The sequence below is a fragment of the Olivibacter sp. CPCC 100613 genome (genome assembly GCF_036959255.1).
Classification (GTDB): domain Bacteria; phylum Bacteroidota; class Bacteroidia; order Sphingobacteriales; family Sphingobacteriaceae; genus Olivibacter.
On record NZ_JAWMTI010000001.1, the window covers coordinates 1,386,888 to 1,411,667 of the forward strand.

Here is a 24,780-nt window from a genome sequence, read left to right on the forward strand (position 1 = left end):
TTTCGAATCTTTTATGTATACGAAATGAAGTGTTTTACGTGATGTGTGTTTTTACCTCTGCGGTAGACAGGCAAGCGTGATTGCCTCCGAAAAAACAACTTATTCTAATGAAACCTGCATAAATTACCCTATACAGAAGACAATGAATAATTTATGCAAGCTTTATTGCCATTTAAAAAAAATAAATTATTTGAATGAAAATTAAAAAGGTAGATACTGCTGCACTCGCTAAAATTTTTCTAGAAATGCCCTTATCTGTATATGCTGCTGATAAAAACTATATACGACCGTTAAATAGCGATGTAGAAAATGTATTTAATCCGCAGAAGAATAGCTTGTTTACCATTGGTGATTGTTCTAGATGGCTTTTGTTTGACACAAAAGGAAAGGCCATTGGACGAATTGCTGCTTTTTTTGATACCCTGAGCGCCGGGAGTTATGCGCAACCCACCGGGGGCTGTGGTTTTTTTGAGTGTATTAATGATCAAGAGGCCGCTTTCATGTTGTTTGACACAGCAAAGGAATGGTTGAGGCAGCAGGGAATGGAGGCGATGGATGGACCGATCAATTTTGGAAGCAGGGAACGCTGGTGGGGTTTATTGGTGGATGGTTTTGTGGAACCCTGCTATTGCAGTAACTATAATCCACCCTACTACCAACGACTTTTCGAGGCTTACGGTTTTCAAACCTATTTTAAACAGTATACCTACAGGCGACTCATGGAGGGTAAAATAGAAGATCGATATGCTGCGAAGGCAAAACGTATTCTGGGGATGAAAGGCTATCATTTTGCGCATGTGAAGCGACATGAATTAGGTTGCGCTGCCCGACAGTTTCGGTTGATCTATAATAAAGCTTGGGTGAACCACAACGGTGTAGGAGAGATGACCGAAGAACAAGCCGGCAAGTTAATGAAGAATTTAAGGCCGATTGTTGATCCACTTGGGTTATGGTTTGCTTATTATGAGGGAGAGCCTATTGGTTTTTTTATCAGTATTCCTGATGTGAACCAACTTTTTGTGAAATATGTAAATGGGAAAATCGGATTGCGAGGTTTATTCGCCCTTTTATGGAATAAATGGTTTAAGCGCTGTAAAACCTTATTTGGTATTGTTTTTGGTATTGTACCGGAACATCAACGTAGAGGGGTTGAGGTGGGATTAGTGATGGAGTCGGCACGGGTATTCATCGACCGGAAATCTAAAACCGGCTACGAAGAATTACAAATGAACTGGATCGGCGATTTTAATCCGAAGATGATGAATTTAGCGCAACAAATAGGCGCTGGCATTTATAAAACGCATCATACGTACCGTTATTTATTTGACCGAACGAAACCCTTTGAGCGGCACCCTATTCTTTAGTTTTTGGTTATCGGTTGCTAGTTGTTAGTTATTGGATTGTTTAAGGGTAACGGATAACCAATAACGAGTACAATTTCAAGTGAAGCAAAAGGATTTTGATAAATTATTAATAAGTTTGTAATTAGCTAATAAGAAAAACAAAAAAGAAAAGAAATGAAGAAAGTATTTATCGTGCCGGCTCTAGCGGCGGCATTGTTTTTAGCAGCTTGTGGAGGAGGTGAAAATAAAGAGGCTACCCACGAACACGAAGAGACAGCTGCTCCAAGTACATCGGCAGAAACTCCTGCTGCTACTACCGTTCCCGGTATAGAAAATGTGCAGGTAACGAGTCATATCGAGCTTCAGGCTTCTGACGATATGCGATTCGATAAGGATTTATTCAAAGTAAAGGCAGGCGAGAAGGTAAAACTTACCTTGAAAAATGTCGGACAACAGCCGATCGAATCCATGGGACATAACGCCGTTGTACTAGATCAAGGAACAGATGTTGCGGCATTCGGTGGCGAGGCCTTCAAAGCAAAGGATGATGAGTATATCCCCTCTACATTTGCTTCTTCCATCATTGCGCACACGAAACTGTTGGGCCCCGGCCAATCGGATGAAATCGAGTTTACTTTGCCGAAAGCAGGTGTATACGAGTTTATCTGTAGCTTCCCGGGACACTGGGGAACTATGCAAGGAAAAATCGTAGCCGAATAAAAAAGCTCCATAAATAAGTTAAAATCCCTGCAAGTATCATACATGCAGGGATTTTCCTTTATAAAGCCGGCCGATTTATACAAATGAAAGCGAAATGGTTTAGCCTTATTTTTCCCCGCATGGCCGTATCCTTAAAAAGTCAACTTTAGCTAAGTTTATTATTCAATTCACGGTTTTATAAGGAATTAACTTGAAGAATTTATACCTTTGAGTGTCGATTTCGTCCACAAGCCTGAAGAGGGAGCCGATGTGGAAAATCGGAGATTATTTCTGTAAATTGATAAGAAAATAAATTATATCCATGCAATACGACGTCGTAGTAATAGGTAGTGGACCCGGAGGCTATGTAGCCGCTATCCGTTGTGGTCAACTCGGGTTAAAAACAGCCATCATTGAAAAATATAGTACCTTGGGAGGTACCTGCTTAAATGTAGGGTGTATCCCCTCCAAAGCCCTGCTCGATTCGAGCGAACACTACCACAATGCCAATAAACATTTTGCCGAACACGGGATCAATCTAACAAACCTGAAGGTTGACTTAAAGCAAATGATCAAGCGTAAGGATGGGGTAGTAGAACAAACAACAGGGGGAATTACGTTCCTCATGAAAAAGAATAAAATAACCACCTATCAAGGACTTGGCTCTTTTGTTGACAAGAATACCATTAAAATTACCAAAGAGGATCAATCTACCGAAGAAATAACCACTAAAAATGTGATTATTGCGACAGGGTCTAAACCGGCATCCTTGCCCTTTCTTACGATTGACAAAAAACGAATCATTACCTCAACAGAAGCGCTCAATTTAACGGAGGTACCAAAACACTTAGTATTGATCGGTGGCGGCGTTATCGGCTTAGAATTAGGTTCGGTATATGCCCGTTTGGGAGCAAAGGTTACAGTAATTGAATACCTGGACTCCATTATTCCTACCATGGATAAAGGATTAGGAAAAGAATTACAGAAATCGTTGAAAAATTTAGGTTTCGAATTTTTATTAAGTCATAAAGTAACCGGAGCTACGGTAAAAGGAAAAACCGTCACGGTTACTGCCGAAGATGCCAAAGGAAATCCGGTAAAAGTAGAAGGGGATTATTGCCTCGTTGCCGTGGGACGTACAGCTTATACAGAGGGTTTGAATTTGGAGGCTGTAGGGATCAAATTGGAAGAACGTGGAAAAAAAGTCCCGGTGAACGAACACATGGAAACACCGGTGGCAGGTATCTACGCAATCGGAGATGTAATTCGCGGTGCAATGCTGGCGCACAAGGCAGAGGAGGAAGGTGTTTATGTCGCTGAGTTCATTGCCGGACAAAAACCACATATTAATTATAACCTCATTCCGGGAGTCGTGTACACTTGGCCGGAAGTTGCAAGCGTAGGTGCAACAGAAGAGCAATTGAAGAATGATGGTGTAAAATATAAAGCCGGTTCGTTTCCTTTTAAAGCAAGTGGAAGAGCCCGTGCTAGCATGGATACCGAAGGTTTTGTCAAGGTGCTGGCAGATGCCGATACCGATGAGATATTAGGCGTACATATGATCGGGCCACGCGTGGCTGATATGATTGCTGAAGCAGTTGTTGGTATGGAGTACCGTGCTTCTGCCGAGGATATAGCGCGTATTTGTCATGCGCATCCAACCTTTACTGAATCATTTAAAGAAGCAGCTTTGGCGGCAACGGGAAATAGAGCAATCCATATTTAGTGTGGTTTAAGGCCTAGGGTGCAGGGCTTATGAAGATTAAGGTTATCTAGTTTAAGACCGTTGATCTCCTTGTACCTTACACTTTATGCCTTATACCTCTCCCTTATACCTTTAATACATGAATTTTCATACACGGAAATGGGTAAAACCCGAAGATTTAAATCCTAATGGAACCTTGTTCGGAGGAACGTTGTTACGTTGGATTGACGAAGAGGCTGTTATTTATGCCATTGTGCAGTTGGGAAACTCCAAAATTGTCACGAAATTTATTTCGGAAATTAACTTTGTAAGCTCTGCAAGAGCAGGGGATATTATTGAATTGGGTATTCAGGCTACCCACTTTGGTAATACCTCGATTACGCTCACTTGTGAAGTAAGAAACAAAATTACAAGGAAAAGCATCCTCACCATTGATAAGTTAGTATTTGTAAATCTTGATGAAGATGGAAATCCGGTTTCACACGGAAAGACCGAAATTACTTACGCTTTTGCCGGCGATAAACCTTAGGAAGATTTTATATTTTTCATGAATAAACTGTTTAACATCCTATGGCGATATTTCGCCTTCTGGATGTTTTTTGCTATACTCTGTCGGGCCCTTTTTTTAGCCTATTTTCATGAACAACTCCATCTATTATCTTGGGCGGAGATCCTGAAAATATTTGCCTATGGCATGCGTATGGATGCTTCCATGGCTGCTTATATCAGTGCTATACCCGCTGTCGTATTCATTGCGCGAATCTGGATCGGTCAGCTGCAAATCTCGTATCGGCTGTCCCGTTTATATATTTGGAGTGTTGTAATCGCTTGTTCACTGATCAGTATTATTAATGTTAACATTTATCGGGAATGGGACACCTTGATTTCTTATAAAGCAGTGGATTTATTTCTTGATTCACCTCGCTTGGCCATCGCCTCCGCAGCGTCATCTCCTATTTTTTTATCCCTATTCCTACTGTTAAGCTTAAGCTGCGTCGGAATCTATTTAGCTAAATGGATGAAGATATACCAATGTACCTTTGTTCCTGTGAGTAAGTGGTATAAAAAGGTCTTTACTTCCGTGGGGCTTTTGTCGGTTGTTTTTTTGCTGATACGGGGAGGCTGGGGTCTGACACCCTTAAACCCCTCCATGGTATACTTTGCAACAAACGCTTTTCCGAATCATGCCGCCACCAATGTTTCCTGGTATTTTGTTAATGATATGCTACACGCTGATGGATTGCGTCGGAACCCTTATATTAGTATGAAAAATACAGCGGCAAAGCAGGCAATCGCCCCCTTGTTTACATCAACAATGGATCAATCCGAAGCTATTCTGAATCAATCCAACCCCAATGTGGTCTTAATCATATTGGAAAGTTTTACCGCTGATCTGGTGCAATCCCTGGGTGGTGAAAAAGGCGTCGCACCTAATTTGGAAAAACTGATTGCAGGTGGATTGTTATTTGATCATCTATACGCCTCAGGCGATCGTACGGATAAGGGAATGATCGCTATCTTAAGTGCTTTTCCCACTCAATCTTCCAAAAGTATTATAAAGAATATCCGAAAACAATCCGAACTGCCATCCTTAATGAAGGATTTTAAAGAAAGGGGCTATCACACTTCTTTTTATTACGGCGGAGAAAGTGAGTTTTACAATTTTAAAGGTTATATGTTAAGCCATGGCTGTAAGAGAATCGTTGATCAGCTTTGCTTCGCTCGTCGCGAGGCTCGATCGAAATGGGGTGTATTCGATCAGGCAACCTTTCATAAGCAATTGCAGGACCTCGATCAAGAAAGACAACCGTTTTTCTCTACGTTGCTGACGCTGAATAATCACGAGCCTTTTGATTTACCGGGGGGGCACCGTTTTGGAACGGATAATCTGCCCAATCTCTTTAGAAGTACGGCTTTTTATACCGACTCAGTATTGTATGATTATTTGCAACAAGCAAAAACAAAAGCATGGTATAAAAATACCCTCTTTATTATCGTTGCTGATCATGGTCATCGCTTGCCGTTGGAGCAATGGGAAAGCAATTGCCCCAATCGTTATCACATTCCCTTATTATTTTATGGTGATGTACTGCGTCCCGCTTATCGTGGTAGATGTATTCGGAAGATCGGAAGTCAGGTCGATTTAGCAGCAACAATATGCCACCAATTGGGTTTCCCGAGCAATGCGTACACATGGAGTCGGGATCTTCTGAACCCAAGTACCATTCCGTTTGGATTTTTTAGCTGGTCAGACGGTTGGGGGGCTGTTAATGCACACGAACAGGTCGCTTTTGACAATGTCGGAAAAGTGGTGAGTTATCAAAAGAACCTAGATTCGTACCCACATGGTAAAGAAGATTTACTACATCAAGGAAAGGCCTATATGCAGGAGGTTTATAATCAATATTTGGCTTATTAAAATCAGTGGCGCAGGTGTTCTGAAAATTTATTTTGCAGGATGATAGGTTAAATCATCCTGAATCATCCGGTTGTTATATTGCTGAATGAAAGCTTTTAGGTAAGTTTCCATTTTTTCCAATATTTCAGGTTCCTCCCCCATGATGTTATGTTTCGTCAAGCGATCCTTTTTTAGGTTGTACAAAGCCGTGCTTAGCTGTCCATCACTAAGCAAGAGGTAGTCACCATAATAAAGGCTGAAAGTACCGTCGTTATTATTAATAACAAAATTATTTGTTTCAGGCGCAAAGGCATTGAATCCAAAGGCGAAATACGGTTTATCATAATGTAGATAACTTAATACACTCGGCATAATATCAATTTGTTGCACGAGTTTATCCGTTTTTCCTCTCAGGTTTCCTCCAGGATAATAAAACAATATCGGGATTGAGAAAGCGCCGGGAATGGTCTGATATTCCGGAAAATAGGAAACGGTTGCATGATCGGCGCAAAGCACAAAAAGTGTTTGCTTAAACCAAGGCATCTTTGAAGCAGTTTCAAAGAATTTTCTCAGGGCCATGTCTGTATAGCCCATAGGTTCCTGTACCTCGAGGGGCCCTTTGGGAAATTTTCCAACATATTGGGCAGGTACTTTAAACGGGTGATGGGACGACAAGGAAAAAAAGGCGGTAAAAAAAGGAGGATGAAATGTATTCATGGTCTTGGCCATAAATTGCAAAAAAGGCTCATCCCAAATACCCCAGATCCCATCAAAATCGGCATCATTATTATATTCTGTCTTGCCATAATAGTGTTGTATCCCTGCAAGTTTTGTATAAGCCGAAAAACCCATGGAGCCGTTGGGAGCGCCGTGAAAAAAAGCCGTTTCATAACCTTTGTCGGCCAGCAATTTTGCCATGCTGGTTGTTTTATTTCCTGAATAAGTAGAAAGCACAAAAGGTTCTTTAATCGAGGGGATTCCGGAAATGATCGAAGGAAGCGCGTCTATTGATTTTCTTCCGTTGGCGTAGGTATGGGTAAAAGTATAACCGTTTTCTACGAGTGAATCAATAAAGGGCGTATAGCCTTTGTAAGTTCCCTTGGCCAAATCTCGATTTAATGCCCCTATATGTTCTTTTCCTAGACTTTCAATAATTAAAAAAACAACATTTAGCGGTTTAAAAGCTGCTGTATCACTTGGTAAATGAATCGGATTATAGATGCTTTGAAGTGTTGCATCGTCATAATAGTGAACCGGTTTAAGGTTGACTGCCTTTAAGGTACGTATAATTGCAAAGGGGGTATTTAATACAATGCTCATTTGATTAGGCGATTGCACATAGTCACCTGCATTGCTCAGTGTTATCGGACGGGTACTGTGCCGCCATCCGCCACGCATGCCTACCACCGCCAACCAAGCAAAAGCGAAGCATAAAATAGTGTGACCAAGGTAGTAACGAATGCTCGGTTTCTTTGGATTCTTCAAGTCAATACCGTTATAAAGGCGCGCCATTAAATAGACCAGGAAAATCAACACGAAAAGAAGGTACCAATAGTCGAGCAGAAAATCGACGGTCAGCTTTAGTTTATTCTGTTCATTGATAAATTGGCTGAACACAGTACCTGTCGTACGTTTAAGGGTAAACTTATAATAAGCAATATCAATGATGTTGGCGGCAATTCCGATGCTATTGGTAAGAATAAACAGACCCTTGGCAATTTTTTGATAAAGTGCATGATGCCGGAAGGGAAAGGGTAGAATTTGGAGAAGGATATACAGGATGTTGATATAGAGTAGCGCCGATAGATCGAATTTAATGCCGCCCAGAAAAATACTAAAAAGTTGCTGAGGCGCCATGTTTGGAAATAATGCCCGATTCCCCAAGTAAAAGCCAAGTCGCAATAAACTATATAGTACTAATAGCAAGATAAACCTAGCTATCAACGCCCCGTAGATGGGCATTTTAACTGATCTGACCTTCATGTTTATTATAGGTATATAATTAGTTTGCTTCCGTCTTCAACCTTTTTTCTACAACAAAGGGTGCAAAAGGCAGGAGGGAGGCGAAGAAAAACAGAATAACCCGTCCAAACTTCCAACTATATTCTGTCCAGCACTGAATAAGAGAAAATACATAAGCAATAAAAAGCACACCATGTACCCAACCAACATATTTTACTGCCAGCGGAAAGTCTGCCCAATATTTGAGAGGCATCGCAATAAATACCAATAAGATAAAGGAAATCCCTTCCAACAAAGCGATCTTGCGAAATCGGCGGACGGTACTTTTATTGATTACTGTATTTGCTGACATTATATGCGGGTTAATTTTTTGTTAAGTTCAGCAAATGTAGGGATGTATCGATTGATTTTTAATTATTTAGTAAGGTTTGACTTATTTATGACGGCAATGGCGATTGTACGTTGCATAATTCTATTGATTAGTCCATTGGCTATTAGCCAATGGACTAATCAATAGAATTAGCCGTGGTGGCTTTCATATTCTTTGACCTCTTTGTGCTCATATTCTGCTACCATGAGCTCCTCGATTGGAGTGCCTTTTTTATCCCATCCGAAGCGATGTAAGATGTTGTCCACCACTTGATATACAACCGGTACGATGATCAGTGTTAAGAAGAGCGAGCTGATCAATCCTCCGATAATCACCCAAGCAAGACCATTTTTCCACTCAGAACCCGCACTCGACGCTAAGGCGATGGGCATCATCCCGATGACCATCGCAATGGTTGTCATAAGGATCGGGCGTAAACGTGCGTGGTTTGCATGAATGAGGGCTTGCCGTGTACTGTGTCCCTCCGCTTTCATTTGATTGGTAAAATCCACCAGAATGATCGCATTCTTTGCTACCAGTCCGATCAGCATGATCAAGCCCAGGATCGTAAAGATGTTCAACGAGTTATTCGTTAGTGCTAAGGCAAGCAGCGCCCCTATAACGGATAATGGGATGGAGAACATCACCACAAATGGGTAAACAAAGCTATCATATAAAGCGACCATAATGAGGTATACCAATACAATAGAAACCATTAAGGCAACACCCAAAGTTCCAAAACCTTCCGATTGATTCTCCATATCTCCACCCCAAACATAACCGACACCCGTTGGTTTTGGAATGCCGGCCAGTTTTTCCTCGAACTCTTGGATAACTGTACCCGATGGACGACCTACCGCTTGTGATTGCACTTTAACGGATGTACTTTTGTCGCGACGTTCGAGCTGACTGGGACCGGATCCTTCTTTTACATCCGCAAACTGCGATAATTTAATCAATTTACCATCTTTATTGGCGAAATAGAGATTTTTAACATCATCAATATTCTTACGATCATAGTCTTCAAAGCGGATATTGATATCATACTCGTATTCCCCCTGCCTGAATTTTCCGTCTGTATTGCCGTTAAAGGCAGTTTGCATGGTACCTCCCACCGTTTGTAGCGACAGGCCTAGTGCTGTCATCTTATCGCGGTCTACTTCTACCGTGATTTCAGGGTTTCCACTTTCCACTGAAAGCTTTGTTTCAGCAGCGCCGGGAACTTTCGCCAAAAGGCCTCTTGCTTTTTCCGCGTACGCCAATACGCTATCTAAATCAGGACCGGTAACGACCATTTCAATGGGTGCTTGTTGAGCTGCTCCTAAAATGTCAATCGGTACAGTTTTCACTTTCGCTCCTACCAATAACTTCTGAATTTCTCCCTTGAGTTTTGCCGCATAGATGTCGGACGACTCATCGCGCTCTTCCTTTGGGGTGAGCTTGACGGTAATTTCTGCTTTGTAGGCAGTCGACTGATCCGCGCCAAGATTGTCACTCGATTGACCAACCGTGGTGATCAACGAGACAATCTCCTTCTTTTTACTTAAGAAATCTTCCGCTTTCCGCGTGACCTGATTGGTTAGCTCGAGGGATGCATCTTTTGGTAATTCAATCTGAACTAAGAACTCTCCCCGATCACTCTGGGCAAAGAATTCTGCGCCTATAAAACCACCGAAAGTCAATCCACATGACGAAACCAATAGGAGGGACACCGTTACAAGTGTAATGGCTTTATGATCCAACGCCCAATTTAATATACCGGTAACCCAGTTGGTGAAGCGATGTAACTGTTGTTCAAACCAAAGTATAAATCTTCCGATGAAATTACTGTTTGACACGCGTTCAAGTTTTCCAAATCGCGAAGTGAGTAATGGTACAATGGAGAAGGACGCTAATAGACTCAAAAGCGTAGAGATCATGACCACCACACAAAACTCTCGCAGAATATCAGACACCAACCCCGTACTTACCGAAATGGGAAGGAATACCACTACAATTACCATGGTAATGGACACGACGGTAAAACCAATTTCCTTGGTTGCATCATAAGAAGCCCGCACTTTATTTTTCCCCATCTCCATATGTCGGTAAATATTTTCAATAACAACAATGGCATCGTCTACCAAAATACCAACCACGAGTGATAGACCAAGTAAGGACATCAGGTTTAACGTGAAACCGAAAAGATAAATTCCAATAAAGGTAGCAACAAGCGAGGCAGGTATAGCGACCATGACAATGACCGCATTTCGTAAGCTATGCAAGAAAAATAACATTACAACGGCAACGAGAATAACCGCTAAAAATAAATCGTGTACCACTGCGTCTGCGGATTCAAGCGTATAGTCAGAGGTATCATTTGCGATCACCACCTGAAGGTTTTCCTTTTGATAATCTGCCGTTAAACGCTCCACAATTGCTTTTACACCTTCGCTCACTTTTACCGCATTGGCATCGGAGGTCTTAATAATTTGTAATATGATAGAACCGCTTCGATTTAGTCGCGCTATTTTTTCAGCGTCTTCCTGCGTATCTTGCACGTCTGCTAAATCCATCAAACGTATTTGCGCACCGTCATCTGCCGTACTGACCACCAGATTCCGTAACTCAGTAACCGATTTATATTTACCGGCCAAGCGGATTAGGATATCCTGATTTTTCGTTTTTACGCTACCCGTTGGGAAATCCAAATTGGAATTAAGAATCACCTGTTGGACGTCCAGTGCGGATAGACCGTAGGCCTCCAATTTCGCCGCATTTAAATTTACCTGAATTTCGCGTTCCTGCCCCCCAATTAAATTCACTTGTGCGACTCCATTTACACGAGAAACAATTGGCTGAATACGTTTGTCAATTAGGTCAAAAAATTGTGCATCATCCATATTAGCGGTAGCCGATAAGGTAATGATGGGGAGATCATCAAGTGAAAATTTCGCCAGTGATGGTGTTTCGGCATCATCCGGTAAATCCGATAATACGGCGTTTACCTTACGTTGTGCATCATTGATCGCATAATCGACATCCGCTTCGCTTGTCAGGGTGATGGTAATCACCGAAAGCCCTTCGAAGGAAGTTGCTTCCAGTTTTTTAATATTCTCCATGGACGATACAGCGTCTTCTAACTTTTTTGTAACGGTATTCTCTACCTCATTTGGAGAAGCACCGGGGTAAATCGTTGAAATAGAAACGACTCCCGGGTTGAATTTTGGGAGCATCTCATAATTCAATGACAGGTAACTAATGATCCCCAATAAGGTTAGCGCAGTAAAGACAACGATAACGATGGATGGACGCTTTATGGATATTTCAGCAACTTTCATTCGAATATTTTATTTATTCATTTAGTGTCTAATTCTAAAGGCATTCATGCTGCCTTCGGCGGTTTAATGGCAATGAAGCTTGCATAAATTATTCATTGTCTTCAGTATATGGCAATTTATGCAGGTTTCATTAGGATAATTATTTTGTTTTAAGGCGATGAAACCTACCTTCTATTTAGTCGTATTGTTTTGTGCGTTTTCATTTGCCTGGGGCTTTACTTCCGTACCATCAACAAGATTGATCTGACCACTGGTTATTACGGTTTCGCCTTCCTTTAAGCCATCTATAATTTCGACTTGTTCACCTAAAATTCGCCCGGCGGTTACTTTCCGTAGGCGAGCCATATTGCCATTTTGCAATACAAATATTTCATTACTGCTGACGCTTCCCACAAAAGCACCCCGTGGTATTACAATCGTAGGTTGCTGTTCCGGTAAGTCGAAAATGGCCGTTGCGTACATACCTGCCTTTAATAATTGAGAGCTGGAGTTTTCTACTTGGATTTCTATCGGATAATTAAGCGTATTATCTGCTTTTGGAGCAATGAAGGAAATCCTACCATTAAATTTTTTATCTGGAAAGACCGTGGTTGTGATGCTAACTTGGTCTCCTGCTTTGACATTTACCACTTGTGATTCATTGGCATTAACGAGCAATTTGAGTCGCGAAACGTCAACGATATCAAATAGCTGGGTGCCCGGCGATACATAGGTACCTACCTCAATTTTTCGCTTATTGACAATACCTGATATAGGTGCTTTGATATACGCATCGGCCAGTCGACGTTTAGCCTGTTGTACCTTATTCTCCGCATTGCGCACATTGAGATTGATTTCATCAAGCTGCGCCTTCGTAACACCCCCTGTTTCAAAAGAGCTCTCGTATCGCTGTTGATCCGTCTTTAGCTTACTCAGCGCATCTTCTGCGGCTTCCAAATCCAAATTGAGATATTCATCATCTATCCGAGCTAAAATTTGTCCACGACTAACAGGCGATCCTTCGTCAACTAAAATCCGAGTGACCCGTCCACTATTCTCTGCTAATAGACTTAAATCTTGCCAAGCAGCAAAATTTCCGTTCGCTGCAAAATCAAGATTGATAGCCGACTTGCTAGCGGTAGTGGTACGAACAACAACGGCACCGGTGCCTTTTGCAACAATATCCGTTTTGGCTTGGTTCTCTTTCTTGTTGTTATTCAATATCCACGCGATGATCGCCAAAGCACCGAGCACAATAAGTAGGGTAAAAATGATTCTTTTCATCTGTATATATTTATGTTTTACTTGCCAAATGAAGTGTACCATAGCTATTTGTAAATTGAATGTTATGGTATAAATGCTTCATTTGAAATCTATCTATGGATTGGATATGAACAGTCGGTTCGTTTTTATTCAGTTAGTAGTGATTTGATGTTACCATTTGATTTAATCAGTTCAATTTGTGCAACCTTATAGTTAAGAAGCGCTTCATTATAACTGTTTTGGGCAGATACCAAATCCGTTTCAGCGGTCAATAGATCGGTCAAGCTAGCCAAGCCATTTCGGTAATTGTTTTGCGTACTATAGAATACTTCTTCCGCCAATTTTTTATTTTCCTCTTGTGTTTGGATGGTCATCAAGCTGTTTTTGAGTTGGTTGCTTGCATTTTCATAAGCCATTGTCAAGGAATTCGATGTATTTTTCAAGTCCTGATAGTTTTTTTGTATATCAACATCGGCCTGTCTAACGCGTGAACGCCTGGCAAAGCCATCAAACAAGGGAACCTTTAGGGTCAGTGTAATGGCGGACATATCAAAATTCAGCGCTTTGGACGAGTAGGGATTGAACCGATTACTCTGCGTATTGTAAATGTAATTTGCACCGAGCGACAAGCTGGGGTAATATTCTGCAATTCTTGCTTTTTTCTGGTAACTTAACAAGGACTCTTGGCTTTTCAATACCCTATATTGGGCCATGCGTTCCAAATTAAATGCATTACCATCCAAGGTAAAAGTTTCCTGTTTTAAATCTTGTAACTCACTTAAGGGGATCTGAATATTTTCGCTGATCGGCATTCCCATATAATATTTCAACAAGTTGTTTTGTTGTGTAATAGCCGTCAATAAGTCTTGCTTTTGTGACTCCAGGTTACTTAGGTTTACTTTTACGCGATCTAAGTCGATTTTCTTCGCTAAGCCGAGATCATATTGGCTGGAAGTCATGGTAAGCAATTTCTGTGTACGATCGATGTTGGCTTCAATGACTTTCATCTTTTCTTGATTGATAATCACTTGATAATAGGCTGAGGCAACTTGCTGTATTACATTTTCTTCGCTGACCTCGGCTGCTAACCTATAATATTCTTCAGAGCTTTTGGCGGCCTTCAGACCTGTAAAAACAGACTGGTTGAATAATTCCTGATTTAATTGAACCTGCGTAATACCCGTCCAATATTGGCCCGCTGCGATGGCTACGAATTCACCGGGTTGACCGCCCATGAATTCGGCAGGAACGACAAATTGTGGTAAAATTAAATTCCTTGTAATACTACTGGTTAGGTCGACCTGGGGAAGGGCTCCAGCCCTAACTTCTGCCACTTTATGTCGGCCATTCAAAATATCCAGTCTTGCTTTTTCAAGAACCTCGCTGTTTTCCATAGCATAATTGAGCGCCTGTTTAAGTGTTAAGGAGTCTTGCGCCTTTAGGGCGAAAGAAGAAATCAATATAAATGCGAAAACCAATAAGGGTTTTATAGATTTCATAGAAAATGTTTGTTATATGATCAATTTGTTATCATTTTATATCTTAATCCATTTACAAAAATGGCTGAAGCGATTTTTTGCTTTTCAAAGATTTCGCTGAAAATTGAAATTTCAGGAATGTCTTTGTTGGTAACTTTTGCTATGGAAACCATCGAAATACCTTTTAAAATGGTAAAGTATATTTGAGATGTTTTTTCAACATCAAATGTTACAAGCTCTCGGGTACCGATTGCTTTTGTAAAAGCGAGGTCGATAGCTGCTAACTCTTTTGTTTCAGCATGTCGCCCCAAAGCATTTAATTCATCAATATTCAAGTTACTATCTGCATAACCCATAGTGACATGTAGCAGGTAGTGCTTTTCAAAAAAATCTTTCTTGATCTTTAAAAAGCCGACCAACGTATCCATGATGTGAGCTGATTCTTCAATAATATGATGGTAGGCAGCCATTCCTTCTTCGATTAGGTGTTTGATAACCTCCACCACAAGCGATGATTTGTCCGGAAAATAGTAGTACAGATTGGCTTTTGATACAGATATGTCTTCCGCAATTTCATTCATGGTCGTTTTATTGATGCCGAAATGCGAGAATCTTCTTAGTGCTGCTTCGATAATGTGTTGCCTTTTTATTTCTATATCCACGTTGACCTATTTACTTTTTAACTATTTTACTTTTTGACTTTTTATACATGTTGGTCAAAAATAAAGCACAAAAAGTTAGGGGGCAAAAAAAACGCGTTAAATAAGGGAATATGACTTTTTTATGACTGTTTTTGAAAGCGTAAGCCATTCAGGAAAATGACGGCTAATTTCTTTTGCATTTTTGAGATTTCATCAAATTCCTCTTTTGTTGGAAGGAACATAACCTTCTTGTCTTTCAATACGCAGAATCGCATACCGATCATAGCGTTTAAGAAGATTTCTGCCGTTTGCGTTGGATCTTCAACGCGGAGTTCTTCCCGTTGATTGGCCTTTTTAAAAATTTCTGCCAGGATTTTGATTTCCAAATTACCTACTAATTGCATAACGCGCGCTAATTCGTCGGGCATTTCGGTTAAGGAGTTGAGGCCTTGGTCAAATAGGTTATAATACTTCATGGTAAAAGCCAAGCGCATATCGATGAGGTAAAGGATGGCGTCTTCGCTAATATCCATATCTTTTAATCCCTGCTGGATTTTCGTGAACATTTTTTTTGCAATGCTTTCTAATACAGCGGCGTATAGGCTTATTTTGTCAGGGAAATAATAATAAAGAAGTGCTTTGGAGAGGGATAAATCTTTTGCTATTTCGGTCATGGTGGTTTTGGCAATGCCGAAATGTGCAAAACGTTTAGTAGCTGCTTCTATAATGAGCGCCCGCTTTTTATCGTGGTTATCCATTCGTGTGTTGTTGTTCTGGAATACCGATGAATTAATTAGCTTATATTTGAGCGATGTATTAATAGGACATGCTGGGCGTTAAGCTAATTGATCGTATTCATCAAGTATCATATAAATATACGCAAAAATTGAAAATTTGAAAGAAAAAGTCAATAAACTAAAATTCCCTTCCGTGTCCAGGAAGTAGTATACCAAACGGTGGAGTGATAATAGTTAAGAATGAATATATTAAAAGAAGTTTCGTTAAAGGCGTATAATACCTTCGGTGTGGATGTGTACGCCGAGCAATTCGTGCATATTGAACAAGAAAAGGATTTGATCCAATTGTATGAAGGAGGATGGTTGGATCGTGATAAGCGCTTATTCCTAGGCGGGGGAAGTAATATGTTGTTTGTCCGAAATTACGATGGGTTGATTGTGCATATGGCCATTAAAGGGATCACGCATCGCATATTGGAAGAATCTATTGAAGTAAAGGCTGCCGGTGGTGAGGTTTGGCACGACTTGGTATGTTATTGTGTAGAGAGAGGATTTGGCGGAATTGAGAACTTAAGTCTGATTCCGGGTACCGTTGGAGCAGCTCCTGTTCAAAACATCGGCGCTTATGGTGTGGAGCTGCAAGATTTTTTTCTGAGCTGTCGCGCTTTTGAGCTAACAACCGGTACATTTAAGGTTTTTTATAAAGAAGATTGTCAATTTGGTTATCGGGACAGTATCTTTAAAGGTGCACAAAAAGGAAAATATATCATCACCGAAGTAAACCTTTTATTGCCGAAGAAGTCTATACTCAATACAACATATGGGGCAATTAATGAAGAACTGAATAATCGAGGACTTACACATCCTACGATTAAGGATGTTTCGGAAGTAGTTTCTTCTATTAGGCAGGGAAAGTTACCGGATCCGGGTACGATTGGAAATGCGGGATCCTTTTTTAAGAATCCTGTTGTATCAGAGGACACTTTTAGGACCTTGGTGTCTGATTTTGTAGACATTGTTTACTATCCTTTTGGCCCGAATCAATATAAGCTGGCGGCAGGTTGGCTTATTGAACAATGTGGATGGAAAGGAAAGACAGTGGGAAATGTTGGAACCTGGAAAAATCAAGCTTTAGTGCTTGTTAACCATGGAAAAGCCACTGGTTTAGAGATTTATGAATTTTCTGAAGCCATTATAGACAGTGTGAAAAAACGTTTTGGCGTTTGCTTAGAGCGAGAAGTAAACGTTATTGATCTTTAAGTAAAAATTAACTATTCATTAAAAATTATTTTCTTTTGAAACTTTGTCATCGTTTTGGCGAGATAGTTGTACTGATATAGTCGTTAATGTATTATAAATAATTTAAGCTATTTAAAATGCGATTGTATTAAACTCGGTAACAAGGAAAGCCTTGTTTCCACAAACCCTAAACAGTATGACAAAGCTAGAATTTAACACCATGGTAACCCAGCAGTCCGACTCGTTGAAAATGTATGCGCTACACTTTACACATGATGATGAGGACGCAAATGATTTAGTTCAGGATACTGTGCTCAAGGCAATTACTTATTATGAAAAGTTTAAAGAAGGAACCAATTTGAAAGGTTGGCTGTACACTATCATGAAGAATACCTTCATCAATAATTACCGCCGATTTGTAAAAATAAGCACCTTCGTTACGAAATCTGATGAGATCTCTTCCGCTAATTTAGCATATAGCGCAACCGGGAATAATGGAGAGAATAAGTTTGTTATGGATGATATCAAACATGCGATGACGAATCTTTCAGACGATTATTACGTTCCGTTTACGATGTACTTTGAAGGGTATAAATATCATGAGATAGCGGATCACCTGGATATTCCCATCGGCACGGTAAAAACCAGAATACATGTGGCCCGTAAAACATTGAAAAAGTCGTTAAAGCCTTATCAATCAAGAGATAAATCGCATGCTTATGCTGCTGCGATTATTTAGAAAAACATTTTTTAGTCGCATGCGCAAAGGGGAAGCCGAGTTTTTTTTAATCTGGCTTCCCCTTTGTTTTTGGAAGCGTGTTTCTTTCTAGTTAAAATTTCGCCCTTTATGCTGCCGCTTAATTGTTTTAGCTTTTGCGGCGTGGTTGGTTATTGATTGTTATTGGTTATGCCTGCTGGTAGGCAGGGGTTGCCGGTTACCGGATGTGTGTGATGAAATCACATGGGGCTTTCGAGCGGAGGAATTGTGGCCTTATGAAATTGAGCGTCAAAACGATTTAGGATAGCCGCGGGTAAAAAATCATGTGAAGAAGCGAAGGGTCGCCTAGTGTACGGGAGCGGCTCCACAGGATTGAGCATCGGGCCTAAATCTTTAGCGAAAGGATGTGTTGCCTTGACCGTTTGGTTCTTTATGGTCAAGCATAAAGAACATAATAAAATATCATGAGATGATACGAAGAAACATTATATGTATTTTTGATTTTGAGAAAATACTTTTATGCATACATACAGCAAAACGCAGCTTGCAAAGCGGAACGGACAAGATCGAGATGAAATCTGGATAGCCTTTGAAGGCAAAATATACGACGTAACAAATAGCCGTTTATGGCGTAAGGGTACGCATTATGAACATTGGGCAGGACAAGATTTAACAGAAGAGCTAGCCGAGGCCCCGCATACAGCAAAGGTGTTCGAACGTTTTGAAGTCATCGGGATGCTTGAGACTTAACATGCGGTAGGCCGACTGCTCGGTTTGGTGCTAAATAACGAACGACGTCAGGGTACTGAACGTTTGAATTCGTTGATCGATTTCTAGCGCGCTGAGTGTTTCAATCCGCTCCGTTCCAAATTTTTCTACGCAAAAAGAGGCAAGCGCAGAGCCGTAAATAACAGCAGCTTTCATGCTTTCAAAATTAATAACCCCTTTGTTTGCCAGGTAACCAATAAAGCCCCCGGCAAAGGTATCGCCGGCACCTGTCGGATCAAAAACTTCAGCAAGCGGGAGAGCAGGCGCAACGAATATGCTGTTTTCTCCGAATAAAAGCGCACCATGTTCACCTTTTTTAATAATAAGGTATTTTGGTCCCATCGTTAAGATAACTGCTGCGGCTTTAACTAATGAATATTGACCGGAAAGCTGTCGGGCCTCTTCATCGTTTATGGTGAGAACATCCACCTGTTTGAGCACTTCCTTTAAGTCATCGAGCGCAATATTCATCCAAAAATTCATGGTGTCCATGACCACTAACTTGGGTCGTTTAGTCAAGCGCTCAAGGGCGTTTAGCTGAACTTGCGGACTTAAATTGCCTAATAGGATATATTCGGCATCTTGATAACTAGTTGGAATGATCGGGTCAAAGTCACCGAGCACATTCAACTCTGTAACCAACGTATCACGTGTATTCATGTCGTTATGATATCTCCCGGACCAGAAAAAAGATTTTTCTCCGCTTTTTATCTGGATCCCCGAAATATCAATGTGTTTGCTTGTGAACTTTTCGAGGTTATCTTGGCCGAAATCTTCGCCAACAACACTGATGATCTTGACATGATCATAGAGATAAGATGCGGCAATGGCTGCATAACTGGCGGCACCGCCAACAATTTTATCTGTTTTTCCAAAAGGAGTTTCTAGGGCATCGAAAGCCACGGATCCGAGGATAATCAAGCTCATACTATGTTTGTGACGTATATAAACAAAAAAACCCCGTATGCTTACGGGGTTTGCTCCTGAAGCTGGGCTCGAACCAGCGACCCTCTGATTAACAGTCAGATGCTCTAACCAGCTGAGCTATTCAGGAGTGCTTTCTGGTTATTACTGTTCACAAATAGTATCCTTTTGTGAACTGCGATGCAAATATAGGGGAATGTTTTAAATTGTCAAACGATTTTTTGTTTTTTATGGTTCGAATATCCTGTTGATTGATTAGGAGGCTCATTTTCAGAAAGAAAAAATAGCAAAACGCATCGCTAATATAAGAGGACGTTCAATTTTCCGCTAATGAAAATCGGCTTCTTGTCGAACACTGCACCGATGGTTTGTGAACAGGTAGTTAGGATAAAGAATGGAACGTAATTGAGGAGGGTAGATGACCTTTCCCGAAACAATACAAAAAGCGGATTGTTAGCTTTAAACAATGGACTTTGAGCATTGGAAATTTACGCGGAATGCTGTTTTATTTTCTTAGTGTTTATTGTACACTATTGTTGAAATTTAATACTATATTTGTCCGTGTATTTTTGACGATAAAAAAGGTAGATAATTTTGCGTAGCATTTGAAAAATTGTCACTTTTGCGCATCGTTTAAGAATCGGCATTTAAAATTATTATTATGAATATTGTAATCGTTGGCGGTGGTTTTGCTGGGATGAATTTGGCCAAGCAATTGTCAAAGGACGGCAGCCTGAACATTACATTGATAGACAAAAATAACTATCACTTCTTTCCTCCTCTCATTTACCAGGTTGCGACTGCTTTTATTGAAACGTCGATTATTACTTATCCGTTTCGTAAAATGTTCAGTAGGGCACATAATTTCAGATTTCATTACGGAGGTTTGGAGTATATTGATACGCAGAATCGCATCGTAACCACCACCTCGGGTAAGGTATCTTATGATTACCTAGTATTGGCGATGGGGACTGAGACCAATTATTTTGGTATGGCTAATGTAGAAAAATATGCCGTTCCGATGAAAACGATTGACGATGCTATCAATCTCCGTAATCACATCTTGCGTAACGGCGAACGTGCGGCGCAAGAACATGATGATGCCGAACGCGAGAAGTTTTCGACGATTGTGATCTCGGGTGGTGGTCCTACGGGTGTTGAGCTTGCCGGTATGTTAGCTTATATGAACAAGAAAATTTTGGCGAAAGAGTACCCTGAATTTTCGCAGAATGGAAAGATGCGGATTGTATTAGTGGATATGGCCCCTACGCTGTTAGGACCTATGAGTAAGAAATCGCAACAAGAGGCTTTAGATGTGCTGCAGGATATGGGAGTAGAAGTGAAACTAAATACAGGTGTAAAAGATTATGTCGACGGCGAAGTATTATTTGCCGATGGAACAAGCATCGCCACCGATACCTTGATCTGGTCGTCCGGTGTTATTGCGAAAGAGGCTCCGGGCTTACCAAAAGAAGCGATTGGCCGTGGTAGAAGAATCTTGGTGGATGAATATAATAAGGTGCAAGGTTTAGATAATGTGTTTGCTATCGGCGATATCTGTCTACAAACAACAGATCCTGCATTTCCGAACGGACATCCACAATTGGCACAGGTAGCGATTCAACAGGGAACGCTCTTGGCGGCCAATCTCATTGATATTGTTGAAAAGAGGCCCTTGAAGGCTTTCAAATATAATGACAAAGGGAGCATGGCAATTATTACCAAAAATAAAGCGGTAGTAGATTTGCCTAAATTCACTTTTACAGGTTGGTTTGCTTGGTTGACCTGGTTGTTCATTCATATTATACCGATTGCTGGATTCCGTAATAAAATCAAATTGGTAACCGGCTGGTTTTGGTCATTCTTAACAAATAATCCAAGCTTACGCTTGATCATTCGACCGATGGATCGGCAAAAAAGGACGGAGGATACGTTCGTCGAAGAAGCTAGAAAGTAAAGTAATCTCCTTTATAAAAAACAGCGGCCGCTTCTATTGAGAAGCGGCCGCTGTTTTTTATTGGCAAGATCTTAAAATTCGAGATCGATTCTTCTTTATGATTTCAAGTTTATAATAAACTTTTTAACAAAGGCTTCCACCCAACAATACGGTCCAATAAGCTTTCAAGATCTTTAATGGCTACACGTTCTTGCTCCATACTGTCGCGATGCCTGATAGTAACCGTATCGTCTTGTAAACTTTGGTGATCCACCGTGATACAAATCGGTGTGCCAATTGCATCTTGCCGACGGTAACGCTTACCAATCGCATCCTTCTCCTCGTAAATAAGGTTATAGTCCATTTTAAGTAAATCCATTACCTGTCTTGCCTTTTCGGGCAAGCCATCTTTTTTAGTTAAAGGAAATACTGCTGCTTTAATAGGAGCAAGCGCTGGATGAAGATGTAGTACTGAGCGTGAGTCTTGTTTTTCCTCTGTGCTGAGATCTTCCTCTTCGTAAGCGTTACTAAGCACTGTTAAGAACATGCGGTCTAGACCAATAGAGGTTTCAATGACATAAGGAACGTAATTCTGGTTAATTTCAGGGTCGAAGTATTGCATTTTCTTTCCCGAAAACGTTTGATGCTGACTTAAATCAAAGTCTGTCCGCGAGTGAATGCCTTCTACCTCTTTAAAGCCAAAAGGAAATTCATATTCAATATCAACAGCTGCATTCGCATAATGTGCTAATTTTACGTGATCATGATAGCGGTATTTCGCAGGATTTGGTTTTAATGCAAGGTGCCATTTCAGGCGTGTTTCTTTCCATTTATTATACCAATCAAGCTCAGTGCCCGGCCTTACGAAGAATTGCATTTCCATCTGTTCGAACTCACGCATGCGCATGATGAATTGACGAGCAATCACCTCATTGCGAAATGCCTTACCGATTTGAGCGATGCCGAAGGGGACCTTCATTCTACCCGTTTTCTGAACGTTCAAGAAATTTACAAAAATGCCTTGCGCCGTTTCCGGGCGAAGGTAAACTTCTTCCGATCCATCCGCCATAGCACCCATTTGTGTGCTAAACATTAAATTAAATTGACGGACTTCTGTCCAGTTTTTCGTTCCCGAAACCGGGCAGGCAATCTCCTGCTCTTCAATAATCGATTTCAGTCGGGCTAAATCATCATTGTTTAAGGCCTCATCCAAATCAGCCTGCAGTTTTGCTGCTTTGTCCTTCTTTCCATCCCTTTCGTAACGAGTAATTTTATCTTCGATCAGTTGATCTGCACGGTAGCGTTTTTTTGAGTCCTTATTATCGATCATCGGATCGTTAAAACCATCTACATGGCCGGAGGCCTTCCATATTTTCGGATGCATGAAAATAGCAGAGTCGATCCCCACTATGTTCTCATTGAGCTGAACCATGGCTTTCCACCAGTAGGTTTTAATATTATTTTTTAACTCAGCACCTAATTGACCGTAATCGTAAACAGCGCTTAAACCATCGTAAATTTCACTTGAAGGGAATACAAAGCCATATTCCTTGGCATGCGATATCACATTTTTAAAAAGTTCGTCGTTTGTCTTCATCTTAACCTTTATATAAGCGTTGAAACCAGGCTGTTAAAGCGATAGCTCTTGTTTCCTTTGAAATAAATTTAAATGTATTTTTAACAGGTTGAGCTCTTGTTTCATTGCCATTTTCCATAGCAGAGACAAACCTATACAAAATTCTTTTATTTTTTGCTATAAATTCAATTCCTATCAGGAAAATCGCTTTAAAAAAAGAACTATTTTCTTAACCAACTTTTGCTTGATCAAAAGTTGAATAAAAATCAAGGCTTGTGTAGGCTACCTCGCACCTGATTGCAAAGCATCACTGGCGCGTATTGGAGCCGTTTCACTCCCTCAATCCGCTTGGATACTGCCGTATGAACAGACACGTAAATGCTTTGCTGCTCGTTGCTTCAGTATCCTCCAAGGCCATTCTTCTCACGCACAGGCCTAATTTAGGCCTGAAAATATAATACGTCCAGTTAAAAGTAAAAGCCCTACGTTCTGCTAAAATATCGCCTAGGAAATTTGCGGTTTGCACGTTGAGGCACTTGTTCGTTTTTAATGGCATTCAAGCTACTTCGTGGTCTGCGGAAGAAAGTGACAAAAAATAGTTCTTTTAATATAAACACCTTCATCTTTTAATTCTATTGAGCCCTTCAGATAGGGAACACTTTTTTTGTTTTGTAAGAATATGGCATTCGCATTATAAGAAAAGAAGGATTAAATCTTGTTTTACACTTTGTTTGTCAATAGCTTTGCAATATCAAATCGGGCATCATCACAAATTTTCATGAAGCGGTTATATTTAAGTTTATTCTGGTTGTTGAGCGTTGGTATAAGCGCTTGTTCATTGACCGAAGCCACCGGTAATGGTTTCAGTGAACCCTCTAAAATGGCGTTTTCCACAGTGGAGGATTTATATAAGTTTATGACTTATAGTGAGCGACGGGTACCACTTATCAGTGCACACCGTGGCGGTCCGGAACCTGGATATCCTGAAAATGCGATCGAAACCTTTCAGCATAGCGCAAATAAACAACCGTTGATTATCGAGTGTGATATTGCTTTAACGAAGGATTCCGTTTTGGTGATGATGCATGATGATGAGCTGGATCGTACGACCACCGGAAAAGGGCTGTTAAAAAACCATACCTTGGCCGAGCTCAAAACTTTGATGTTAAAAGATAATGAAGGAAAGGTCACCTCTTTTAAAATCCCTACGCTCGATGAGGTATTGAAGTGGGGAAAGGGAAAAGTAGTCTTTACCCTGGATGTAAAACGAGGTGTACCGATGGATTTAGTGGTTGACGCTGTGAAACGTCATCAAGCAGGGCCTTATTCGGTGATTATTACTTATAACGCAACACAAGCAGCACAGGTGCACCGATTGGCTCCGGATTTAATGATATCGGCAAGTATTCGAAAAATGGATGATCTGTTGCGATTAAACGATTATGGAATTCCGGATAATAGACTCCTCGCCTTTGTTGGCATCAGTGAGCCGGAGCTGTCCTTATACAAGGGCTTGCATGAACATGGGATCATGTGTATATTAGGAACTATGGGCAACTTAGATAAACGAGCCAAAAGCCGTGATGATACACTGTATTATGGACTTATAGATCGCGGTGCTGATATTTTATCGACCGATCGACATAACGAAGCAGGGGTACAATTGGCGAAATACCGTAAAGACCATCAGCTCCGTGCGTATTAATTACGGAAACTTATTTGCT

Annotated in this window: 19 protein-coding genes and 1 tRNA gene; 10 read left to right on the forward strand and 10 right to left on the reverse strand. The window is 40.8% G+C overall.

Annotation, left to right across the window (positions count from 1 at the left end; all coding sequences use genetic code 11):
* The first annotated feature begins 194 nt into the window (after nucleotides 1–194).
* The 5 genes from RYH73_RS05590 (at nucleotide 195) to RYH73_RS05610 (ending at nucleotide 6,166) form a co-directional block, all read left to right on the forward strand.
* On the forward strand, nucleotides 195–1,364 hold the full coding sequence (locus RYH73_RS05590; protein WP_335312418.1) for a hypothetical protein: 1,170 nt from the start codon (nucleotides 195–197) through the stop codon (nucleotides 1,362–1,364).
* Nucleotides 1,365–1,517: 153 nt separating this feature from the next.
* Nucleotides 1,518–2,063, forward strand: coding sequence for a plastocyanin/azurin family copper-binding protein (locus tag RYH73_RS05595; protein ID WP_335312419.1), 546 nt, complete (start codon nucleotides 1,518–1,520; stop codon nucleotides 2,061–2,063).
* A 301-nt stretch (nucleotides 2,064–2,364) separates the two neighbouring features.
* Entirely contained in the window at nucleotides 2,365–3,768 is a 1,404-nt protein-coding gene (gene lpdA / locus RYH73_RS05600) for a dihydrolipoyl dehydrogenase (protein ID WP_335312420.1), read from the forward strand.
* Nucleotides 3,769–3,886: 118 nt separating this feature from the next.
* Entirely contained in the window at nucleotides 3,887–4,276 is a 390-nt protein-coding gene (locus RYH73_RS05605) for an acyl-CoA thioesterase (protein ID WP_335312421.1), read from the forward strand.
* An 18-nt stretch (nucleotides 4,277–4,294) separates the two neighbouring features.
* Complete coding sequence (locus RYH73_RS05610; RefSeq protein ID WP_335312422.1) at nucleotides 4,295–6,166, forward strand: LTA synthase family protein; 1,872 nt, start codon at nucleotides 4,295–4,297, stop codon at nucleotides 6,164–6,166.
* Between the two features lie 27 nt (nucleotides 6,167–6,193).
* Here RYH73_RS05610 and RYH73_RS05615 read toward each other — a convergent pair whose 3' ends face one another.
* The 7 genes from RYH73_RS05615 to RYH73_RS05645 all read right to left on the reverse strand — a co-directional run bounded on the left by RYH73_RS05615 (nucleotide 6,194) and on the right by RYH73_RS05645 (nucleotide 15,916).
* The gene (locus tag RYH73_RS05615; RefSeq protein WP_335312423.1) at nucleotides 6,194–8,128 is read right to left on the reverse strand and encodes an LTA synthase family protein; all 1,935 of its coding nucleotides are present in this window, start codon (nucleotides 8,126–8,128) and stop codon (nucleotides 6,194–6,196) included.
* 19 nt (nucleotides 8,129–8,147) lie between these two features.
* Nucleotides 8,148–8,459 (reverse strand): DUF3817 domain-containing protein, encoded by a 312-nt coding sequence (locus tag RYH73_RS05620; protein ID WP_335312424.1) that lies wholly within the window; start codon nucleotides 8,457–8,459, stop codon nucleotides 8,148–8,150.
* 167 nt (nucleotides 8,460–8,626) lie between these two features.
* A complete protein-coding gene (locus RYH73_RS05625; RefSeq protein ID WP_335312425.1) occupies nucleotides 8,627–11,797 on the reverse strand; it encodes an efflux RND transporter permease subunit in 3,171 nt (1,056 codons plus the stop codon).
* 171 nt (nucleotides 11,798–11,968) lie between these two features.
* Entirely contained in the window at nucleotides 11,969–13,060 is a 1,092-nt protein-coding gene (locus RYH73_RS05630) for an efflux RND transporter periplasmic adaptor subunit (protein ID WP_335312426.1), read from the reverse strand.
* A gap of 125 nt (nucleotides 13,061–13,185) precedes the next feature.
* Nucleotides 13,186–14,538 (reverse strand): TolC family protein, encoded by a 1,353-nt coding sequence (locus RYH73_RS05635; protein WP_335312427.1) that lies wholly within the window; start codon nucleotides 14,536–14,538, stop codon nucleotides 13,186–13,188.
* A gap of 20 nt (nucleotides 14,539–14,558) precedes the next feature.
* A complete protein-coding gene (locus RYH73_RS05640; protein WP_335312428.1) occupies nucleotides 14,559–15,179 on the reverse strand; it encodes a TetR/AcrR family transcriptional regulator in 621 nt (206 codons plus the stop codon).
* A gap of 119 nt (nucleotides 15,180–15,298) precedes the next feature.
* The gene (locus tag RYH73_RS05645) at nucleotides 15,299–15,916 is read right to left on the reverse strand and encodes a TetR/AcrR family transcriptional regulator (protein WP_335312429.1); all 618 of its coding nucleotides are present in this window, start codon (nucleotides 15,914–15,916) and stop codon (nucleotides 15,299–15,301) included.
* A 219-nt stretch (nucleotides 15,917–16,135) separates the two neighbouring features.
* Between RYH73_RS05645 and murB the strand changes: the two genes are divergently transcribed.
* The 3 genes from murB (at nucleotide 16,136) to RYH73_RS05660 (ending at nucleotide 18,602) form a co-directional block, all read left to right on the forward strand.
* Nucleotides 16,136–17,155, forward strand: coding sequence for a UDP-N-acetylmuramate dehydrogenase (murB, locus tag RYH73_RS05650; RefSeq protein ID WP_335312430.1), 1,020 nt, complete (start codon nucleotides 16,136–16,138; stop codon nucleotides 17,153–17,155).
* Between the two features lie 175 nt (nucleotides 17,156–17,330).
* Nucleotides 17,331–17,873, forward strand: a complete 543-nt coding sequence (locus tag RYH73_RS05655; protein ID WP_335312431.1) for an RNA polymerase sigma factor — start codon at nucleotides 17,331–17,333, stop codon at nucleotides 17,871–17,873.
* A 498-nt stretch (nucleotides 17,874–18,371) separates the two neighbouring features.
* Entirely contained in the window at nucleotides 18,372–18,602 is a 231-nt protein-coding gene (locus RYH73_RS05660) for a cytochrome b5 domain-containing protein (protein WP_335312432.1), read from the forward strand.
* A gap of 30 nt (nucleotides 18,603–18,632) precedes the next feature.
* Here RYH73_RS05660 and RYH73_RS05665 read toward each other — a convergent pair whose 3' ends face one another.
* Together RYH73_RS05665 and RYH73_RS05670 are read right to left on the reverse strand one after the other, a co-directional pair.
* Nucleotides 18,633–19,547 carry a PfkB family carbohydrate kinase gene (locus RYH73_RS05665; RefSeq protein WP_335312433.1) on the reverse strand — a complete coding sequence of 305 codons (915 nt, stop codon included), beginning with the start codon at nucleotides 19,545–19,547 and terminating at the stop codon, nucleotides 18,633–18,635.
* A gap of 53 nt (nucleotides 19,548–19,600) precedes the next feature.
* Nucleotides 19,601–19,674, reverse strand: a tRNA-Asn gene (locus RYH73_RS05670).
* A 531-nt stretch (nucleotides 19,675–20,205) separates the two neighbouring features.
* On the opposite strand from RYH73_RS05670, the gene RYH73_RS05675 reads away from it, so the two are divergent.
* Nucleotides 20,206–21,501, forward strand: coding sequence for an NAD(P)/FAD-dependent oxidoreductase (locus RYH73_RS05675; RefSeq protein WP_335312434.1), 1,296 nt, complete (start codon nucleotides 20,206–20,208; stop codon nucleotides 21,499–21,501).
* A gap of 109 nt (nucleotides 21,502–21,610) precedes the next feature.
* Here the strand turns inward: RYH73_RS05675 and RYH73_RS05680 are convergent, their stop codons facing one another.
* Nucleotides 21,611–23,077: a glycine--tRNA ligase gene (locus RYH73_RS05680; RefSeq protein WP_335312435.1), complete on the reverse strand. Its 1,467-nt coding sequence runs from the start codon at nucleotides 23,075–23,077 to the stop codon at nucleotides 21,611–21,613.
* Nucleotides 23,078–23,834: 757 nt separating this feature from the next.
* Here RYH73_RS05680 and RYH73_RS05685 point away from each other — a divergent pair.
* Complete coding sequence (locus RYH73_RS05685) at nucleotides 23,835–24,761, forward strand: glycerophosphodiester phosphodiesterase family protein (protein ID WP_335312436.1); 927 nt, start codon at nucleotides 23,835–23,837, stop codon at nucleotides 24,759–24,761.
* Nucleotides 24,762–24,780 lie beyond the last annotated feature (19 nt).

Coding starts and splice junctions, on each gene's coding strand:
- RYH73_RS05615 (WP_335312423.1), bottom strand. CDS start 8,128: ATGAAGGTCAGATCAGTTAAAATGCCCATCTACGGGGCGTTGATAGCT.
- RYH73_RS05675 (WP_335312434.1), top strand. CDS start 20,206: ATGAATATTGTAATCGTTGGCGGTGGTTTTGCTGGGATGAATTTGGCC.
- RYH73_RS05685 (WP_335312436.1), top strand. CDS start 23,835: ATGAAGCGGTTATATTTAAGTTTATTCTGGTTGTTGAGCGTTGGTATA.
- RYH73_RS05620 (WP_335312424.1), bottom strand. CDS start 8,459: ATGTCAGCAAATACAGTAATCAATAAAAGTACCGTCCGCCGATTTCGC.
- RYH73_RS05595 (WP_335312419.1), top strand. CDS start 1,518: ATGAAGAAAGTATTTATCGTGCCGGCTCTAGCGGCGGCATTGTTTTTA.
- murB (WP_335312430.1), top strand. CDS start 16,136: ATGAATATATTAAAAGAAGTTTCGTTAAAGGCGTATAATACCTTCGGT.
- RYH73_RS05605 (WP_335312421.1), top strand. CDS start 3,887: ATGAATTTTCATACACGGAAATGGGTAAAACCCGAAGATTTAAATCCT.
- RYH73_RS05665 (WP_335312433.1), bottom strand. CDS start 19,547: ATGAGCTTGATTATCCTCGGATCCGTGGCTTTCGATGCCCTAGAAACT.
- RYH73_RS05635 (WP_335312427.1), bottom strand. CDS start 14,538: ATGAAATCTATAAAACCCTTATTGGTTTTCGCATTTATATTGATTTCT.
- RYH73_RS05655 (WP_335312431.1), top strand. CDS start 17,331: ATGACAAAGCTAGAATTTAACACCATGGTAACCCAGCAGTCCGACTCG.
- RYH73_RS05645 (WP_335312429.1), bottom strand. CDS start 15,916: ATGGATAACCACGATAAAAAGCGGGCGCTCATTATAGAAGCAGCTACT.
- RYH73_RS05680 (WP_335312435.1), bottom strand. CDS start 23,077: ATGAAGACAAACGACGAACTTTTTAAAAATGTGATATCGCATGCCAAG.
- RYH73_RS05660 (WP_335312432.1), top strand. CDS start 18,372: ATGCATACATACAGCAAAACGCAGCTTGCAAAGCGGAACGGACAAGAT.
- RYH73_RS05610 (WP_335312422.1), top strand. CDS start 4,295: ATGAATAAACTGTTTAACATCCTATGGCGATATTTCGCCTTCTGGATG.
- RYH73_RS05590 (WP_335312418.1), top strand. CDS start 195: ATGAAAATTAAAAAGGTAGATACTGCTGCACTCGCTAAAATTTTTCTA.
- RYH73_RS05630 (WP_335312426.1), bottom strand. CDS start 13,060: ATGAAAAGAATCATTTTTACCCTACTTATTGTGCTCGGTGCTTTGGCG.
- lpdA (WP_335312420.1), top strand. CDS start 2,365: ATGCAATACGACGTCGTAGTAATAGGTAGTGGACCCGGAGGCTATGTA.
- RYH73_RS05625 (WP_335312425.1), bottom strand. CDS start 11,797: ATGAAAGTTGCTGAAATATCCATAAAGCGTCCATCCATCGTTATCGTT.